Raw genomic sequence first — 18,278 nt, forward strand, 5'->3', positions numbered from 1 at the left:
TTTTTTAGAAGGAGTAAGACCTTCATTTCAGGTGTTACTCCTTGAATGTTTTATTTCTCGAAAAGCTTGTCCTTTGTTTCTTTATAGCTTTTCACCAAGTCCCTATCTTTTCCGCTTTTTTCAAGCTCATTTATTAATTCTTCTATAAAATCATGTTTTTCTTGTTTGCTGTCATCAAAGGACACTTTTTCTGCTATTACCTGTACTGTTTTCACTCCAGCCTTTTCAAAGAGCTCAATTCCATATGGGTGATTTTTATAATCCTGTGCGTAATAAACAGTTTTAATTCCCGCCTGTATGATCGCTTTGCAGCATTGGAGGCATGGAAAATGAGTTACATATATTTCCGCATCAGTTGTAGGTACCCCGAATTTTGCACACTGCAAAATCGCATTCATTTCCGCATGAATGGTTCTGACACAATGGTTATCAATAACATAGCAGCCTTCATCAATACAATGTTCACCGCCCGCAATCGATCCATTATAGCCTCCGGCAATGATCCTCTTATCCCTTACAATGGTTGCGCCTACCGCAAGCCTTGTACAAGTGCTCCTCAAAGCAAGCAAATGGCTTTGCGCCATAAAATATTGGTTCCAGGAAATCCGATCCATCTTGCAGTCTCTCCCCTTCCGTCTTTTGCACAGGCGTATATGCCCTTAATTCAAAAACAAGCTTTTTCTCTAAATAAGTGTAAGCCTCATGCTCGCTAAGGTCAATGGAATGAAATTATTTTACACTAATATGTTCTTTGAGTTTTTCAAAGGTTTTCTCTCCTATCCCTGATATTAATTTCAAGTCTGCAACATCCTTAAAGGGTCCATTTGTCTCGCGGTGTTCAATTATGGCTGCGGCCTTAGATGGGCCGATTCCCGGCAGCATCTGCAGTTCTGATTCATTGGCTTGGTTTAAATTTATCTTTCCATTATCCTGCTGGCCTCTCGCCTTTCCATCTTCGACCGTGGCCTCCTCGAGAATTTCACCCTTTTCTGGAACATATATGACCATTTCATCCGTAATATTGAGGGCAAAATTGATTTTGGTTCCATCTGCTTTATCTGTCAGTCCGCCTGCTTTTTCCAGAAGGTCTATCACCCTGTCACCTTCTGCCGCTTCGTATACTCCCGGCTTTTGTACAGCTCCTTTAATATCTGCCTTCATTGGCTGTGGCATCTGTTCCGCCTGTTCATCACCTTCTGTTTCCATTTCTTTATCATCATCTTCCTTTTCATTTAATTGAACTGTCTGTTCAATCTCAGGCAATAATTCAGCCTCTTGAACAGGCATGAAAAAATAATAGAGGAAGGCAGCCAGTGCAATGGCGGCTCCTAAAGCGTAAATTTTATGTGTTTTTATCCATTGAGCCATTAAGGATCAATCCTTTCTTTTTGGAATAAATGTGTTTTTGATACATATCGTTATATGAGAGAGCTTGCTTTTGAAGGAGGGATAAAGCAATGAAAATCGGTATAATTGGCACAGGTAACATGGGGAGAATACTGACCGAGGCTTTCCTCGATGGCGGAACCGTTTCCCCATCCTCCATGACAATTACCAATCGGACAGCGGCAAAAGCGATGGATATAAAGGAAACTCATCCGGATATTACAGTTGTAAATAACGCAAGAGAGGCCGCACATCGTTCTTCACTTATCTTCATTTGTGTAAAGCCTCATGATGTGTATAATGTCGTTCAGGATATTTTGCCGTCCCTGTCAAAAGATAAATGTGTAGTTTCAATAACCAGCCCTATTAGTGTAAAACAGCTTGAATCTATTCTGCCCTGTTCAGCAGCCAGGGCGATTCCAAGCATAACAAATCGGGCCTTATCGGGGGTTTCGCTTTTATCATTCGGTGAACAGTGCAGCGAGCATTGGAAAGGGATACTTCATAAGCTTTTTGAAAGCATCTCCACGCCTGTCTTTATCGAGGAAAATATTACACGGGTTTCTTCAGATATTGTCAGCTGCGGACCTGCCTTTTTCAGCTATTTGACACAGCGCTTCATCAACGCGGCAGTTGCAGAAACGGAGATTGATAAAGAAACAGCCACAAAGCTTGCAGGAGAGATGCTGATCGGACTTGGGGATTTACTGAAAAAGGGATTTTATACATTGCCGACATTACAGGAGAAGGTATGCGTCAAAGGAGGAATTACAGGAGAGGGAATTAAGATTCTTGAAAGCGAGCTTGGCACAGTATTTGAGCACTTATTCCAGGCAACACATTCCAAGTATGACGAAGATCTTATTGAGGTAAAGAAACAGTATTCTCTCCATTAGCTATTCGATGTTAATGGAAATAATCCTTCTTTTTTCTAAAAAAAAACAGCCGGATTGCTTCACAGTCCGGCTGTAATATATATTAGTTCCTTTTCTTTGCAATAAAAATGATTCGTTCAGCCTGACTGCCTGGAGGGCCCTCTTCAAAATCTGCTGAAATGTCTAGCAGTTCAAATCCGCATTCTCTAAGCCAATTTTCATATTGATCAATAGGATACGTACGCTGGAAGTGAAGTTCGTCATAGCGGTCATACTTTCCGGTTTCTTCTTCCAGGACAAAAAATGAAAGATCATGCTCCACAGAATTAGGATATTCACCCTGATAGCTGTGCCAGATATATGAAATTTCCTCATCATTTTCAGCAAATGTCTGGTTCATAAATATCTGCATGATTTTATAAATGGAGTGAACATCAAATATAAAAAGACCATCCCTTTTCAAATGGGCGCGGGCCCTCATGAAGGTGTCCTTCACCTCTGATTCCGTCTTCAGATAATTTAAAGAATCACAAAAAATGCCAATAATGTCAAATTCACTGAATCCTTCAAGTTCAGCCATGTTTTGCAGGTAAAAGGGGATTTGCAGACCGTTCTGTTCTGCCTTTGCCTGTGCAACAGCCAGCATATCCTCTGATAAGTCCACACCAGTAACATCATACCCCTGTTTACTTAGCCTTATAGAAAGCTGGCCTGTGCCGCAGGCAAGGTCCAGCAGTTTTTTTCCGGGCACATTAAATTCCGCATGCTTTTCATTGACCAATTTAATCCAGCTGTCATAAGGAACATCTTCCATCAGCCTGTCATAGAGATAAGCGAACTTTCCGTAGCTCATTGGTTAAGCATGCCCTGAACGTTCTCGACCGGTGCATCGCCCCAAAGTCTTTCCAGATTATAGTAGCTTCTTTCATCCTTATGGAAAATATGAGCAACTATATCACCCATATCGACTAGAATCCACCTTGCTTCATCAAAACCTTCCATCCTTTTAACAGCAAACCCGTGTTCTTCAGATTTTTCTTTCATTTCCCGAGCAATGGCCTGCACTTGTTTATCTGAGTTGCCGTGGCAAATTACAAAGTAGTCCGAAATCAGAGAAATGCCTTTCATATTAAGTACTGTTATATCTTCTGCCCGTTTATCGTCTGCTGCTTTAACTGCTGTCATCAGCAATGTATTTTCATTCATCTAATCAGTCCTCCTTATTCATTACAAGGTCATTATAAGTTTGAAAGGACGCTGGAAAAACCGGCTGCCCTTTTTTCATTAAAAACATGATGGTATTTTGGACGGCCTTGATTAAGGCTTTGTTCAGATTTGTCTCCGCTAAATCACGCACTTCACCAACACCTGGAAAGTGCCTTCCAGGTTCAATATAATCCGCAAGATATATGATCTTTTCAAGAAGCACCATTCCCGGCCTGCCGGAAGTATGGTACCTTATAGCATCCAAAACCTCTTTATCATTAATTCCTGCTTCCTTCTCCGTCAGAAAAGCACCGACGGGAGCATGCCAAAGTTCACTATTGTACTCCAAAAGCTCACTTGGCATTCCTTCCTTAATGATAATTTCCCTCATCTCTTCCTTAGGACGAAACTTAGCATAATCATGAAAAATAGCCGCCAGTTCCGCTTTCTTTGTATCAGCACCATATTTCGCTGCAAGGTTAATGGCTGTTTCCATCACTCCTACTGTATGAAGGTAGCGATGTTCAGTCAGCTGTTCCTTTACAATTGCAAGAGCCTGTTCACGATTCATATAAATGATTCTCCTTTATATAACTCCGTATAGCATCCGGTACCAGATAGCGAATAGTTCCGCCTTCCTTTACACGGCTTCTGATCATACTCGAGGATATCCCCATTTCAGGAATGTCAGCATAAAGAATCGGATACGGAGTCTGCAGATTGTAAGATGGCCGCCTCACTCCTATAAAAGTAATCAATTCAAGAAGTTTGTCAATGTTATGCCACTTGGGCAGATACTCAACCATGTCAGCTCCAATAATAAAATAAAATTGCTTTTGAGGATAGTTTTCCTTCAAAATCCTGATTGTATCGTAGGTAAATGAAGGACCATCGCGCTCCAGCTCAATCAATTGCAATTTAAAGCGGGGATGGCTCTGCAATGCCAGTTTCAGCATTTCTGTACGATCACCGCTGCTTACATTATCAGACCGCTTTTTATGGGGAGGTTCATGGTTCGGCATAAACCAGATTTCATCCAAACCATGAGAAGACATTACCTCATTCGCGATAATGAGATGGCCTAAATGAGGCGGATTAAAGGTCCCTCCAAGTATGCCTACCTTTTCCATTTACACTCCTCCATGCTTTCCAGTTTTATGCTGAAGAAATTTACGGCAAGTCGATTTGTTTGTTTTCTTTCGATTCTTTATATAAAACAATTATATTCCCGATGATTTGTACAACATCAGCCTTTGTACCTTCTGACAGCTGCTGCGCCACCGTATCCCTGTCTTCTTCACAGTTTTGAAGGACTGAAACCTTTAATAATTCACGGGCTTCCAGTGCTTCTCCAACTTGTTTAATCATATTTTCATTTACCCCGCCCTTTCCTACTTGGAAAATCGGGTTTAAATGGTGGGCTTTTGATCGTAAAAAACGTTTTTGCTTTCCTGTTAGCATGATAATCCTCCCAGCTGATTTAAAACTTTATGTCTCATTCTTTCAATGTCAGGTCCAATACCAGTCCACATCTCGAAAGCAAGTGCACCCTGATATACAAACATATCGATTCCATTCTGAATTCCCGCACCCTTTTCAGCAGCCTCAGTCAGAAGCTTTGTTTCAAGCGGGTTGTATATGATATCACTGACAAAGGCTCCAGGCTTAAGCTTATGTACTGAAAGCGGGCTTTGGCCAATTTCCGGATGCATCCCTATCGATGTAGTCTGAACTATTAGATCGTATGTCTCGAGGCTTCCCTCTGCGTCCGGTCTGCTCAGCACTCGCGCCGGGACACGGAAAGGGCAATCATTTATAATTTGTTCCGCCCTCTTTGGAGTCCGATTGCAAATATCCAGAAGCTCAGGACCTTCTTTGGCAATTGTAAAATAAATGGCTCTTGCAGCTCCGCCCGCCCCCACTATGAGCACTTTTTTGTCTTTAATTGATTGTTTTTGATTCAGCAGGCCTTTTACATACCCGCTCCCATCCGTATTATAGCCTATTAGCTTTCCGGTCTGATTGACTACTGTATTAACTGCTCCAATAGCCTCTGCCAGGGGATCCAGTTCATCTAAAAGAGGGATGATAGCCTCCTTATGCGGCACTGTAACATTAAATCCCGCAATGCCCATTGCCCTGAACCCTATAATAGCATCCGTCAGATTTTCCCTTGATATATGGAATGCCTGATAATGTGCATCAAGACTGTAAGCCCCAAATAGATCATTGTGCATAGCGGGGGACATTGAATGGGAAATCGGATCCCCAATCACCCCAAACAGCTTTTTCAAAATTCCTCACCCCTTTTGAAAAGCGTAAGCAGCTGCAGGTTCACAGCCTAAATTAAAGACTTCCTTATCATGGCATGGACACCTTTAGGAACATATGCAGCTACCTTGGCCCCGCCTTCATTTACTGTAATCCAGCCAAGCCCTGAAAATACTATATCTGTTTTTGGTTCTTTTATTGTGAATTCATGTTTCACAAGCTCCGGGAAGGTTTCCATTTGTTCTTCCCTTGGCGGTGTGAGCATCTCTCCCGCATGATTCCGATACAGCTCATCGGCCTTTTCAGTTTTGGTGCGGTGAATAGTTAGTTCATTGGAGAAATGGCAAACAAATGAACGTCGGCCCCCGGCAATGTAATCAAACCTTGCCAGTCCGCCAAAGAACAGGGTCTGCGCTTCATTCAGCTGGTAAACCTTAGGCTTTATTTCCTTTTTAGGTGTTATAACCTTTAAGTCCCTTTTATCTACATAATGGGCCATTTGATGATGGTTTATTATACCTGGCGTATCTACTAAAGCTTTTCCGTCAGATAAAGGTATTTCGATAATATCAAGGGTTGTGCCAGGAAAGTGGGAAGTTGTGATGACATCGCCCTCACCTGTTACTTCCTTTAATATACGATTGATGAATGTGGATTTACCTACATTTGTACACCCTACTACATACACGTCTTTTCCTTCCCGGTAATGGTCGATAGCTGCTGCAATCTCGTTAATGGAATACCCTTTCGCAGCACTTGCCAGATAGACTTCTTCCGGTTTCAGTCCCAACTGTTTTGATTCCTGCTTCATCCAGTTAATCAGCTTGTTTGTTTTCACCGACTTTGGAAGAAGGTCAACTTTGTTTCCTACAAGCAGGATTTTATTGTTGCCTACAAAACGGTGGAGCCCAGGAAGCCAGCTCCCGTTAAAATCAAAGATGTCCACAATCTTCACGATAAGTGCATCACTTTGTCCAATTTCATTCAGGATCTTAAGAAAATCATCATCCGTCAAGCTTACATCCTGAACTTCATTATAATGTTTCAGCCTAAAACAGCGCTGGCAAATAATCGTTTCCTTCTGCAGAGCTGAATGAGGAGCATAGCCCAGCTCATCAGGATTTTCTGTTTGAACTTTTACTCCACAGCCTATGCAAACAAATTGTTCTTCACTCACTTCTTAATCCTCCCACTGAATCATTCCCTTTTTTCTGAACCAATTTAATATTCGTCTTTCCACAAGCCGGTTAAATTTTGTAAAAAATCCGTCAGTCTGAGCGACAGGCACGACCAAAATAGTATGGAAGCCGCTTCTGTTTCCCCCCAGGACGTCAGTCAGCAATTGATCACCAATCACAACTGTTTCTTCTTTTCTCAGCCCCATCTCTGATAGAGCTCTTCGGAAGGCCCTGCCCATTGGCTTTCTTGCCTGGTAGATAAATGGAATATCGAGGGGGTGGGAAAAAGCCTTAACCCGATTTTCATTATTATTTGAGACAATGGTAACCTTGATGTTACTTTGCTTCATTTCTTCAAACCAGCTAATCAGCTTCGGTGTTGCATTTGGCCTGTCCCATTCGACTAGTGTATTATCCAGGTCCGTGATAATTCCTTTAACTCCTTTTTCCTGTAAACTGTGGGGAGTAATTTCAAATATACTTTTAACATGCTGATCAGGCAAAAAATGCTTTAACACTATATTTACACCTCAATCATAAATTCTTATGGTCCAACAATATTGTTTCTGAATCCTCAAATACCGCTCGGGCTTTAATAATAATTAGTTTCAGCAGTGTTTTCACTATTGAAAAACACCGATTTCATCATACCCAATTTCATCTTCTCTTTCAAAATAAAAACCGGAGGATACAATCCAGCTGTTCTATTTTATACGATTCCACAAAATGGGGAAAGACACTCAAAGCTCAGTAAATTTCCATGGAATAGATATTATTTATCCTTATAATAAAAATTTTTCGACAAAAAACAACTGCCCTTCAACCCTGTGGATAACTTTATGCACATAATCCAATATGATTTTTATACTTTTTCCCTTTTTATAAACAAAATAATCACAGGTTATCCACTGTTTCCTGTGGATAAGAGAACAGTTGTTCTAATCGTTTAATTTTGCTAGAGTAGGGGTACAACATAAAATCTTACATTATATGTATAAAATAATTCTTTTAGAACTGAAATATCAAGTGCCTGGAGGTGGGACAGGAATGCGTAAACTGTCAGATGATTTACTAATCGAATCATATTATAAAGCAAAGGAACTGCAGCTTAGCAAAGACTTCATTCGTTTAATCGAAACAGAAATCCACCGTCGCTCACTATCAAACAGAATAAAAGTTACTTCTTAAAAATGGACAAGCCCTTAATAGGGCTTTTTTTATTCTCCATATCCATTAAAAACTGAAATAAGCGGCCCAAACATTCACAATAGCGTCCCAATCCGCTCCCCTACTTTAATGTGAGCAGGAGTCCTGATTGACTTTTCAAGTTCGAATTTCCCTTGCTCAAACAGGAGAATGACAGTAGAGCCAAACGTAAAATAGGCCATTTCCTTTCCTTTTTCAAGCTGATCCCCTTCATGTATAAGTTCAATGGAATTTACAAACATAGCGCCAACCTTCACAATCGCGATTGCTGCATCTCCATGCCTCACCTCAGTTATGCTCCGATAATTTTTGGAAAGTGTATCTCTACCATATTTTAATCCCCATTTGTTGACCGGATAAGACTTCAGCCCAAGAATCCATTGATCTGCTACTTTTCCAGTGACCGGGCTGTGTATCCTATGATAGTGGCTCGGACTTAAATAAAAGATCATATAAGTGCCGCCTGCATATTTTCCTGCTTTATCTTCACCCAGCATCTCAGAGATGGAATAGTTTTTTCCTTTTACTGTAATAACACGGTCCTTCCGGATACTACCAACATCTTCGATAACAGCATCTACAGGACTGACTGCCGAGTTAGGGCTCAGATCTGTAACTCTTGCACCTTCTTTAAGCCTTCTAATGAAAAATTCATGCAGTGTTGGATATTCATTCAGGCTTTTTTCCATTTCACTTTCATTTATATTATAAACCCTTGAAAATGACGGAATGACCCGCCTGCTCAAATTTGATTTTGCAAATTTCTGCAGTATCCCGGATGTCCATCTTCCATTTGTCAATTCAATCAGCAGGCGATATACAGGTTTTAACAAACGACATGCCCCCTAAAAAAATATGTTCTTTACGAACAGGCATAAAAAGCATAGAATAAAATATTATTATATAACATATAAAACTAAGTTTGCCATAGACTTCCTCAGATTTGACACTTTTTTTATTTTTGGCTTTCTTGAAATACTGTGGATTGCTTCTTTTTATCCTTCCAGATTTTTCCCAATTAACGTACACTTTAACACATTGCCCATAAGAAAAAACTTCTTATAGTCTGCAGGCTGTGATTCCCAGGTGCAAGGAGTGTTTGACATGTTTTTACAGGATGTTCTTGATTTAACCATCAAGAAGCTAAAGGCACAGACAGCCAATATCTTAACTCTGTCTAACCTGTTCTTAGGGTGCTTTGCTATTTTATTTTCTATTAATGATAATTTGAAATTGAGTATGCTGCTGATCTTTATCGCAGCTCTTGCTGACCGTTTTGATGGGATGGCAGCGAGAAAAATGAATATTGAATCGGATCTAGGAAAGCAGCTGGATTCCATGAGTGATATTATTTCTTTTGGAGTTGCTCCTGCACTGCTCCTATACATGGGAGTCCTTTATGATTTTGGGGCACCAGGAGCTTTCTTAACTGCTCTATATATCGGCTGTGGAGCTTTGCGGCTAGCCCGTTTTAACATCAGTGACAATAATGGCTATTTTACAGGCTTGCCGATAACGGCTGCCGGCTGCCTGGCCACTTTATGCTTTCTGGCAATTCCATATTGGCCTTCACCTTTATTTCTCTTTATAATGCTGACACTTTCCATTCTAATGATAAGCCCTTTCAGGCTGAAAAAAATGTAAAAAAGCCGTGCTCATAATAAGAGCGCGGCTTCTGCTTTTATTAATTTTCTGTTAATGCCAGGAATTCTTCCACATCGTCCATGCATAATTGAACGGCACTTTCCCAGAACTCAGGTTTTGTTAAATCTGCATATAAATGCTTCATAGCTAAATCTTCGACTGTCATCGATGCAGTATCCTTTAATAATGCTATATATTTTTCTTCATACCCTTTTCCTTCTTTAAGAGCCTGTGCATAGATTCCCAGCGAGAACAAATATCCAAAAGTATATGGGAAATTATAAAATGGCACGCCAGTAATAAAGAAATGGAGCTTTGAAGCCCAGAAAGATGGATGATACTCATCAAGTGCGTTTCCATAAGCTTCTTTTTGGGCATCCGTCATGATTTCATTCAGACGGTCCGCACTTACAACTCCTCGTTTTCTTTCTTCATAGAATCGTGTTTCAAACAGGAATCGTGCATGGATATTCATTAGCAGCGCAACAGACCTTTGCACTTTATCTTCTAAAAGCGCCAGTTTCTCTTCCTCTGATCCAGCATTTTTCACTGCTGCATCAGAGACAATCATTTCTGCGAAAGTAGAAGCTGTCTCAGCAACATTCATGGCATAATTTCGATTCAGCAAATGAAGGTCCCTCATTGCATATGTATGAAATCCATGCCCCAGTTCATGTGCCAGGGTTGAAACATTGGATGGTGTCCCTGAGTATGCCATAAAGATCCTTGATTGACTGCTTTCAGGGAAGTAAGTATGGAAACCGCCTGGCGCCTTTCCTGGACGATCCTCTGCTTCAATCCATTTTTCTTCAAACGCTTTTTTAGAAAAGGCTGTCATTTCTTCTCCAAAGTGAGCAAACTGCTCAAGAATAAAATCTGCACCCTGCTGATAAGTTAATTTTGTTTCTGACTTGGAGAGCGGGGCATCCAGGTCATACCAGCTTAATTTCTCTAAGCCTAAAAGCTTTGCTTTTCTCTCCAAATATTTAATAAGAGGTGCTTTATTTCTTGAAATGACATTCCACATGGTATCCAGGGTTTCTTTTTTCATTCTGTTTAAGTCCAGAGGTTCTTTGAGGAAGTCGCTCCAGCCTCTTAGTTTATATATATTTAATCTAAAACCGGCTAAATGATTTAAGGTTTTAGATAAATAATCAGACTGGCTGTTCCATGATTTTTCCCAATTATCAAAAACTTCCTTGCGCAATTTTCTGTCAGGACTTGAAAACTTATTAGCAGCCTGTCCAACTGAAAGCTGCTTTATCTCGCCCTTTTCAGTGTAAGGAATTTTTATATTTCCTACTATTACGTCATACATCTGTCCCCATCCGTGGTAACCATCAACTGCAAGGGCATTAATGACCGTTTCTTCCTCTTGCGAAAGTTTTTCTGAGGCATTTTCGCGGCGTTCGTTTAATACAAATGAAAGCTCAATTAAATCCTTATCATTTATAATTTGCTCCCATGAACTTTGATCTAAACTTGCAAGCTTCTGATCAAATGCCGTTAAAGCGTTTTGAAAAGCTGCACTAAGTTCCGTAGTTGTCCCTCTAAGATCTTTCGCTTTCTTATCCTCGGTATTTTGGGCCTGAAGACAGCTCACAAAAGCACCAGCCTGACGCACTTTTCTTGCCGTCTGCTGGAAAAGCTCAATGATTTCACTTATTGCAGCTGAATCTGCAGCTGAATTAGCAGGCTCCCAGTTATGTATTTGATTAAAAAATGAATCAATATGCTTTCTTGTTTCCAGTAAATGCTGATCAAATTCTGCTGAGTCGCTTCCACCCTTAAAAAAGACATCCAAATCCCAAACTGACGAATAGGCTGTTACAGTCATATGATCCCCCCATAAAAAATTTCGATTACAGAAATATTATACCGCGATTTTTCCGAAATTTCTATAAAATATTCTATATAAAAGAAGCCCATACCCTTGGTATGAGCCAACTTCTGGTTATATCTCTACCTGAAATAGCCGCCGCCATAGTATGCAAATCCTCCAAAAACAAGCAGCAGGATCAGCAGTACAACTACGAGGGCCAGCCAGAATCCTCCGCCTCCATAATAACCGCATGGATAAGGAGGAGGAACGGGATAACCGCCATAACCATAAGGCATAACCTTTACCTCCCTTCGCCTTCTATTACTAAGATATGTAATTTATGGACCAGCGATTAGGCTTTTACACTAAAATCCCGGTGAAAATCGGTATGTTCCCAGCACCTCTCTTAGAATGGTTCATAGGATATACTAGAAGGAATTTTATGGGAGGAGTGTTAAATGAAAATTATCTCAATCTGTAAAAAATGCAAAGGTACAGGCAATATTACAGCATATAAATTCATAAAGAAAACCTGCCCTGTCTGCAAAGGATCCGGCAAAGTAACTAAGCACCTTTCCGATTTTAAAAAAGAGGAACGGAATAAGTTTTTTCTTCACTCTTTATAGGGAGCTATTTATCTGAACCCTTCCATAGGCAAGGGTTTTTTATTTTACGCTGAAATACTATATAATGACATCGATAATCATAATATCCGTTAAACTGATATGAATTGGAGTGAAATCAATGAAACAAGGCAGAATGATTTTGGCAGTTCTCCTGTTATTGTTCGCAGCTGGCTGTTCTGCTGAGAAAGAGCATAGTAAAAAAACTGCTGATGAACCATCAAGTAAAACTTCAGATGAGGCTGACTATACTATTATTGAGGCATCAGCTCAGCAAATCGATCATATTCAAGGAATTGGATACCCGGGAAATGATACTGCACTCTACCTATCGTCCAGCGATGGCTTAAAGTTTTATAAAGATGGCACTTGGCATGAGGCCACTTCCCTTAACCATGACTACATGGGTTTTCAGGCAGTCAAAGATGGATTTATTGTCAGCGGCCAGCCTGATAAGAACTCCGTCATAAAAAACCCTCTTGGTATTGTGAAAAGCACTGATAAAGGAGCTTCTTTTAAAGACCTGGCTTTTAGCGGAACAAGTTCCTTTCCTTTTTTAGCTGCCGGCTATGATACAAATATAATCTACATGATCAACCAGGAAAAAAGCGAAGAGCTTGAGGCAGGTGTTTACCGCTCTCAGGACGCAGGCAAAACATGGGAGCCAGTCAGCTTAAATGGGCTTGAGGGTGACACACTTGGTATGATCGCGGCACATCCAACTGATCCGGAAATCATGGCTATGTCCACAAGAAGCGGCATCTTCTTCTCAGAGGATAGAGGTGAAAATGTAAAATTAGTATCTGATCCAATCATGGCTACAGCACTCACCTTCACGGAAAATAGCTTGTACTATGCGTATGCAGATCAGGAAAAGGTGCAAATGAGTAAAATCGATCTTGAAACGATGGAAAACTCACATATTAAAATCCCTTTTCTCAGCTATGACAACCCTATTACATACATTGCTGCCGATAATAAATCTAGCGGAACACTTGCAGTTTCAACGTATCTCAAAGATTTATATGAATCAGCAGACAGCGGTGAAAATTGGCAGCTTTTGTTAAAAAACGGAAGAATAGAATAACCAAAACGAAAGCTACTTGTTCATAGGAACTTCAACTAAAACCGCCACGTTCAATGGCGAACGCTGCAGTCTGTACATCCTGTGCAAGTCCAACAGGCATAAGACTTCACGCAGGAAACCTCCCAAAGCAAGCTGTGGTCGGGCGAAGCATCTCTGCCGAAGCGTTCCTTGCCTGATTTCTGGAGTGATTTGGCTTATGACCCGGGCGCTGGAGCTGGATGCAGACAACATTTCGCGGATTTATTCACAACGCTCCATTTTATAGTTCCTATACAAAAACCAAAGGGACAGTTGAACTGTCCCTTTAGCTGTTATTTTTCCTTTTTTCTTTTTCCGCCCGATAAAACTCATGAAACATTTTCATCAGTGCCCTCTTTTCAATACGGGAGACGTAACTTCTAGAGATGCCAAGCTCTTTGGCAATTTCTCTTTGTGTTTTTTCTTTTTGCAGGTCAAGCCCGAACCTACCCACAATTACTTCTTTTTCCCTGTCATCTAAAACATCAATATACTCCTTCACTTTTTCCAGCTCCATATTTAACTGTATGGTATTAATAACATCCTCAGATTCCGACTTAAGAACGTCAATAAGGGATATTTCGTTTCCTTCTTTGTCCTGCCCGATGGGATCATGAAGGGATACATCTTTCTTCGTCTTCTTCAATGCCCGCAAGTGCATCAGTATCTCATTTTCAATACAGCGGGCTGCATAGGTGGCAAGTTTTGTGCCTTTACCTTCTGAATAGCTCTCAATGGCCTTTATCAGTCCGATTGTCCCTATTGATATCAGATCTTCAGAATCCTCGCCTGTGTTTTCGAATTTCTTTACAATATGGGCGACCAGCCTTAGATTATGTTCAATAAGCATATTACGGGCATGTGCATCGCCTGCAGCCATCAATCGCAGGTATTTCTTTTCATCTGCAGGAGACAGCGGTTGAGGAAATGCATTATTTTTTACATAAGATACAAGAAACACAATCTCCTTAACCAAAAACCCGAGTGCAGTTAAAATACCGGACATCGTTCCACCCCCGCTTTGAATGCGTTCAAAAACGTCTATAACTAATTCCTATGTATGGATGGAGTTGTTTTTGTCTGTCCAATCGAGATATTTTCTTCAGAAAATATTTTATTCTTCATTTTCTCTGCAATTAGACAAGCTATCCGTCACAGTAATAGGATATAATCATTCATGTAATAAATAATTATGGCTGGTATTCCCAATACATAGCTTTGGAAGAAAGAGGTCTTGATATTTGAATGCCCAGAGAATCATTTTAGCTCTCGTTTTTTTTATTGTTCTGCTTGACAGCCTAGCCAAATTTATTTTCGAAGGTTTTTCTTTAAAGACCTTGCTGATATTGCTTGGAGTTTCTGGAATCGTATTATTTCTCTGGATTTTCCCAAACAAAAAGGACTGACTTTTCAATCCCAAAGTCAGTCCTTTTTCTTTTATTCCAAGTTACTCGGCTACGCTCACCTCAGCCGATATGATGCAGCCGATAGTGCCGCATACAACCAATCCCATTACGATCCAAAACATCTTTCACACCCCTATTAAATTCCTTATTTTCTTTAATGTAACATGGTTTCTGCTTCAGAAAAGGAGAGGAATATGAACATTCTGTTAATCCGGATCAAGTGGATCAGTTCCTTTTTTTACGGAATTTCAGGGTTAAAATTAAAATATGCAAAGACATGCACCATACCTCCTAACCGGTTACAGCTTTGTTAGGTGGAATCTTTCTCCACCCAGAAAATTGCCTGACGTCCTTGTAAAATGTAAAACATTTAGCAAACCACCTTTCCTAATTTTTTATACTTAAATTAAAATGGACGGTAAATAGAGAATTGACGATCTCGGTTTTGATCGATAATTTTTTTAGCCAATTGTTCGCGTACAACATCTTCTGCTGATAATTGACGTTTTTTTATTGTGACTGTCAAAAATAATATATTTAGTGTCATTAGATATTCCACCTCCTTATTCATATCCAGCCTGCAGGCACAAAAAAGCCGCAAAGAGATACACTCCCAGCGGCCTGGCCATAAGGCATAAAAAACCGCAGGGCACAATTCTCCCTGCGGCATGGATATGTAATGTCAATTAAGCAAATCTAAGCGATCCATTCCATGTAGGTCGAATTTGTAAAATATTTATTTAGCTGTGCTTCTAATACAATTGCTTTTAACATCATTTCATTCGACCTCCTTTTTAGAATATTTTCACTTATATTGGTAATTATATCCACAGTTATATGGTTTGTAAACCTTTTTTGATTATTTTTATTAATTTTTTATTAAATAAAAAAAACGCCCGGAAATCCGGACGTTCATTTTATTTATTTCCTCATTAGGTATTCCTGTCCTTCATCCGTTTCATTCAATTTACTTCGGCAACGTTTTGAAAGGATAAAGAAAAGGATTGAGCCAAACAGGAAAGCTGAGGAAGATCCAGCCATTATATATAAATCAGAAACTGTGTTTGCAGTGTCAGGGATAATCAAACCAATGTAAAAAAATGATCCGACAGCAAGCATAGAAATTGCAAAACGCTTGAAATCCACCATTTTTTCAAATAAATGCTTTGCTTCATTTTTCATTTATTATCACCTTCTATGGAATAGATCTTATAAAAGACTATAATCCTACTTTAACATATATGGCAGTTGTGAAGGTGATGTAAATATTGTAAGCGAGGGAAAAACATCTAAATTAGAAAAGCAGAAGGCGCCTGAAGCTAGACAGTTATCGAAGTGCAAACATATAGGTGCTGATATTACGAAAAGACGGCTTCCCATGATGAAAAGCCGCCAAAACGCCGTTATCCTTTATTATTGCTTTAGAGAATCGACAATCTTCATTACCAGCGTAGCGGAATGAAGTGCCGCCTTCTCCAAAAATTGCTCAAATGAAACATCGGATTCTTTTCCAGCAATATCAGAAAGTGCACGAATGACAACAAAAGGAATCTGAAATTGATGGGCAACCTGTGCCACCGCCGCTGCTTCCATTTCTACTGCCTGCAAGTCTGTAAATTTATCACGGATATAGTCAACTCTTGCAGGATCATTCATGAAGGAATCACCTGTTGCAATTAACCCTCTGACAACCTGGATATCCCCGATTTCCTTTGCACACGCTTCAGCGATCTGCACCAGATTGCTGTCTGCTTCAAAAGCAGGCGGCAATTGGGGCACCTGGCCATATTCGTAGCCAAAAGCAGTAACGTCTACATCATGATGCCTAACTTCCGTGGAGATTACCGTATCTCCCACATTCAGTTCAGGATTAAAGCCTCCAGCAGAACCGGTATTAATTACATAATCCGGCTTATATCTCTCCAAAAGAATAGCTGTGGACATGGCTGCGTTTACTTTGCCTATGCCTGAACGGAGAAGCACCACTTCCGCGCCATTCATTTTCCCTGCTGTATACTCGCACCCGGCGATCGTTTCCTGGCTCTTTTCTTCTATTTTATCTCTAAGTAATGTTACTTCCTCTTCCATTGCTCCAATAATAGCTATTTTCATAAATAAAACCTCTTTCTCATTTTTCTAAGCTTTTGATTGCATTCATCAGTAATAGAATGCCCATATGCAATATCCAAAGTCTATTCTACCATCATAGACGGGATGTTTGCCATATTCGATAATCTATCCATACAGCCACCTATCCAGAATTGAAAGTTGCCAGACTTAAATGCACCCCATAAAATAAATAGTGAAAACAGTATGGAAGGGAAGGGGAATCACAATGAATTTTCAGTTTGATTTGATAGAAGATAAGGTTGAGTTCTTTGAGGCTCTTGCTTTAAAAGATCTTGAAAAGAAGATAAATGCACAAATTGAGCATAATAAAGCAATTCTTTTAACCGTCCATCACGTTTCCCATCAAATGCATCTCGATGAGAATGGGAGAACGTATTACTCGGCAGTGGTGCACTTTAAGGCAAAAAAATAAGGACGCCGCTGGCGTCCTTATTACCTAATTAATTTATTGCATTTAAAACTTCCACTTTGGATGGCTTCCAGCCTTCTCCGTCAACCCAGTCAATATATACTCGGTACTTTTCGCTTTGATCTTTTGTGGAAATTGTCCCAACAGAGCTGTTTGGCCCATTATTGCCAAGGAACCAAACAGTCATATTGCCCTGTTCGATACCTGTAGCATATGAAATGGCACTGAGCATTTCCTGCCAATCCACATGATTTTGATCGTAGACAGCAGTATGTTCTCCGGACTGAGATGTGCCGACTGGTTTCCATGCTGGATTTTCAATCGTTTTTTCAACATCAGGCCCGCTTCCGCCTTCTGTTACGACTTGTTCTTTATCTTCCTCAGACTCATCTTCAGCTTCATTCTCTTCAGCCTCTTTTTCTTCTTTATCAGATTCTTTATCTGCTTTCTCTTTGTCTTTACTCTTATCCTGCTCTATGTCATTGTCCTGGTCTTCCTGGCTGCTCTCATTTTGTTTCGATTCAGATGCTGTCTGTTCATCAGCAGGAACTGCCTGGTCATTATTTCCGCCGAGGAATATTTTGGCTGATACAACAATAATTAGGACGATAACAAATGCAATAAGACTATTTAAAATGATATTGGTTTTTTTTCTTTTTTCCCGTTTTCCAAAACGGGATTCTCTGCTATTCCCTTTCAAGGCTTTCTCCTCCCAGATCTGTCAAGATTACAAGTAAATATCTAAAGGTGCTGTTTGATACACTAATATAATATATTTTTACTTATAAATCAGTCCGTTAATTTCCGCTACAGGCCGCAGCGAACCCGCGGGGAGTGCTGCGAGCTTCCCGCAGGAGTAAAGCGCCCTCCGCTCCAATCAACTCAGTGCATATGCATAAAATCTACATACGTTGATAGAATCAATATTAAAACCTAAACAGTGGCTGTCAACATTCTAACATGGAAACAGGTTATCTTAAAAGGAATAACCTATGGACTCAGGCACTGCCAGCAGTT

At 40.2% G+C, this 18,278-nt stretch carries 23 protein-coding genes; 5 read left to right on the forward strand and 18 right to left on the reverse strand.

The genetic code is table 11. The features are described 5' to 3' along the window. Positions 1-50 precede the first annotated feature (50 nt). Complete coding sequence (locus A361_RS21240; RefSeq protein ID WP_009333029.1) at positions 51-614, reverse strand: ComE operon protein 2; 564 nt, start codon at positions 612-614, stop codon at positions 51-53. A gap of 115 nt (positions 615-729) precedes the next feature. Next, a complete protein-coding gene (locus A361_RS21245; RefSeq protein WP_009333030.1) occupies positions 730-1,368 on the reverse strand; it encodes a helix-hairpin-helix domain-containing protein in 639 nt (212 codons plus the stop codon). A gap of 89 nt (positions 1,369-1,457) precedes the next feature. Here A361_RS21245 and comER point away from each other — a divergent pair, with 89 nt between their 5' ends. Then, positions 1,458-2,282 (forward strand): late competence protein ComER, encoded by an 825-nt coding sequence (gene comER / locus A361_RS21250; RefSeq protein WP_019382874.1) that lies wholly within the window; start codon positions 1,458-1,460, stop codon positions 2,280-2,282. An 82-nt stretch (positions 2,283-2,364) separates the two neighbouring features. On the opposite strand, the gene A361_RS21255 is transcribed toward comER, so the two are convergent. From A361_RS21255 to A361_RS21290, 8 genes are read right to left on the reverse strand one after another with little or no spacing between them, the layout of a single operon-like run. Further along, positions 2,365-3,114, reverse strand: a complete 750-nt coding sequence (locus A361_RS21255) for a class I SAM-dependent DNA methyltransferase (protein WP_019382875.1) — start codon at positions 3,112-3,114, stop codon at positions 2,365-2,367. Continuing rightward, entirely contained in the window at positions 3,111-3,467 is a 357-nt protein-coding gene (rsfS, locus tag A361_RS21260; protein WP_009333033.1) for a ribosome silencing factor, read from the reverse strand. Before rsfS ends, A361_RS21255 begins: the two co-directional genes overlap by 4 nt. Positions 3,468-3,471: 4 nt before the next feature. Continuing rightward, complete coding sequence (gene yqeK, locus A361_RS21265) at positions 3,472-4,038, reverse strand: bis(5'-nucleosyl)-tetraphosphatase (symmetrical) YqeK (RefSeq protein ID WP_009333034.1); 567 nt, start codon at positions 4,036-4,038, stop codon at positions 3,472-3,474. Next, positions 4,028-4,597, reverse strand: a complete 570-nt coding sequence (locus tag A361_RS21270) for a nicotinate-nucleotide adenylyltransferase (RefSeq protein WP_019382876.1) — start codon at positions 4,595-4,597, stop codon at positions 4,028-4,030. Before A361_RS21270 ends, yqeK begins: the two co-directional genes overlap by 11 nt. Before the next feature lie 40 nt (positions 4,598-4,637). Beyond that, positions 4,638-4,928 carry a ribosome assembly RNA-binding protein YhbY gene (gene yhbY, locus A361_RS21275; protein WP_019382877.1) on the reverse strand — a complete coding sequence of 97 codons (291 nt, stop codon included), beginning with the start codon at positions 4,926-4,928 and terminating at the stop codon, positions 4,638-4,640. After that, complete coding sequence (gene aroE / locus A361_RS21280) at positions 4,922-5,761, reverse strand: shikimate dehydrogenase (RefSeq protein ID WP_019382878.1); 840 nt, start codon at positions 5,759-5,761, stop codon at positions 4,922-4,924. Before aroE ends, yhbY begins: the two co-directional genes overlap by 7 nt. A gap of 47 nt (positions 5,762-5,808) precedes the next feature. Further along, a complete protein-coding gene (yqeH, locus tag A361_RS21285) occupies positions 5,809-6,915 on the reverse strand; it encodes a ribosome biogenesis GTPase YqeH (protein ID WP_009333039.1) in 1,107 nt (368 codons plus the stop codon). Between the two features lie 3 nt (positions 6,916-6,918). Then, positions 6,919-7,434, reverse strand: a complete 516-nt coding sequence (locus tag A361_RS21290; RefSeq protein ID WP_009333040.1) for a YqeG family HAD IIIA-type phosphatase — start codon at positions 7,432-7,434, stop codon at positions 6,919-6,921. A 529-nt stretch (positions 7,435-7,963) separates the two neighbouring features. Here A361_RS21290 and A361_RS21295 point away from each other — a divergent pair. After that, positions 7,964-8,104, forward strand: a complete 141-nt coding sequence (locus A361_RS21295; protein WP_009333041.1) for a sporulation histidine kinase inhibitor Sda — start codon at positions 7,964-7,966, stop codon at positions 8,102-8,104. 74 nt (positions 8,105-8,178) lie between these two features. On the opposite strand, the gene A361_RS21300 is transcribed toward A361_RS21295, so the two are convergent. Next, positions 8,179-8,955: a phosphatidylserine decarboxylase gene (locus A361_RS21300; protein ID WP_019382880.1), complete on the reverse strand. Its 777-nt coding sequence runs from the start codon at positions 8,953-8,955 to the stop codon at positions 8,179-8,181. 271 nt (positions 8,956-9,226) lie between these two features. Here A361_RS21300 and pssA point away from each other — a divergent pair, with 271 nt between their 5' ends. Beyond that, positions 9,227-9,766, forward strand: a complete 540-nt coding sequence (gene pssA, locus A361_RS21305; protein ID WP_019382881.1) for a CDP-diacylglycerol--serine O-phosphatidyltransferase — start codon at positions 9,227-9,229, stop codon at positions 9,764-9,766. A gap of 40 nt (positions 9,767-9,806) precedes the next feature. On the opposite strand, the gene A361_RS21310 is transcribed toward pssA, so the two are convergent. Then, on the reverse strand, positions 9,807-11,603 hold the full coding sequence (locus tag A361_RS21310; RefSeq protein WP_019382882.1) for a M3 family oligoendopeptidase: 1,797 nt from the start codon (positions 11,601-11,603) through the stop codon (positions 9,807-9,809). Positions 11,604-11,728: 125 nt separating this feature from the next. Next, entirely contained in the window at positions 11,729-11,884 is a 156-nt protein-coding gene (locus A361_RS30610; protein ID WP_009333045.1) for a hypothetical protein, read from the reverse strand. 448 nt (positions 11,885-12,332) lie between these two features. On the opposite strand from A361_RS30610, the gene A361_RS21315 reads away from it, so the two are divergent. Next, positions 12,333-13,298, forward strand: coding sequence for a F510_1955 family glycosylhydrolase (locus A361_RS21315; protein ID WP_019382884.1), 966 nt, complete (start codon positions 12,333-12,335; stop codon positions 13,296-13,298). 304 nt (positions 13,299-13,602) lie between these two features. Here A361_RS21315 and sigK read toward each other — a convergent pair whose 3' ends face one another. From sigK to mtnN, 4 genes are all read right to left on the reverse strand, one after another. Beyond that, on the reverse strand, positions 13,603-14,322 hold the full coding sequence (sigK, locus tag A361_RS21320) for an RNA polymerase sporulation sigma factor SigK (protein ID WP_009333047.1): 720 nt from the start codon (positions 14,320-14,322) through the stop codon (positions 13,603-13,605). Between the two features lie 806 nt (positions 14,323-15,128). Next, on the reverse strand, positions 15,129-15,269 hold the full coding sequence (locus A361_RS29535; RefSeq protein WP_019382886.1) for a YrzI family small protein: 141 nt from the start codon (positions 15,267-15,269) through the stop codon (positions 15,129-15,131). A 374-nt stretch (positions 15,270-15,643) separates the two neighbouring features. Beyond that, positions 15,644-15,904, reverse strand: coding sequence for a YrhC family protein (locus A361_RS21325; protein ID WP_009333048.1), 261 nt, complete (start codon positions 15,902-15,904; stop codon positions 15,644-15,646). A 231-nt stretch (positions 15,905-16,135) separates the two neighbouring features. Then, positions 16,136-16,834, reverse strand: a complete 699-nt coding sequence (gene mtnN / locus A361_RS21330) for a 5'-methylthioadenosine/S-adenosylhomocysteine nucleosidase (protein ID WP_009333049.1) — start codon at positions 16,832-16,834, stop codon at positions 16,136-16,138. 223 nt (positions 16,835-17,057) lie between these two features. On the opposite strand from mtnN, the gene A361_RS21335 reads away from it, so the two are divergent. Next, on the forward strand, positions 17,058-17,264 hold the full coding sequence (locus tag A361_RS21335; RefSeq protein ID WP_009333050.1) for a YrzA family protein: 207 nt from the start codon (positions 17,058-17,060) through the stop codon (positions 17,262-17,264). Positions 17,265-17,292: 28 nt separating this feature from the next. Here the strand turns inward: A361_RS21335 and A361_RS21340 are convergent, their stop codons facing one another. Beyond that, a complete protein-coding gene (locus A361_RS21340) occupies positions 17,293-17,961 on the reverse strand; it encodes a YrrS family protein (RefSeq protein WP_019382887.1) in 669 nt (222 codons plus the stop codon). Positions 17,962-18,278: the final 317 nt, after the last annotated feature.

Source organism: Cytobacillus oceanisediminis 2691 (assembly GCF_000294775.2).
GTDB classification, from domain to species: domain Bacteria; phylum Bacillota; class Bacilli; order Bacillales; family Cytobacillaceae; genus Cytobacillus; species Cytobacillus pseudoceanisediminis.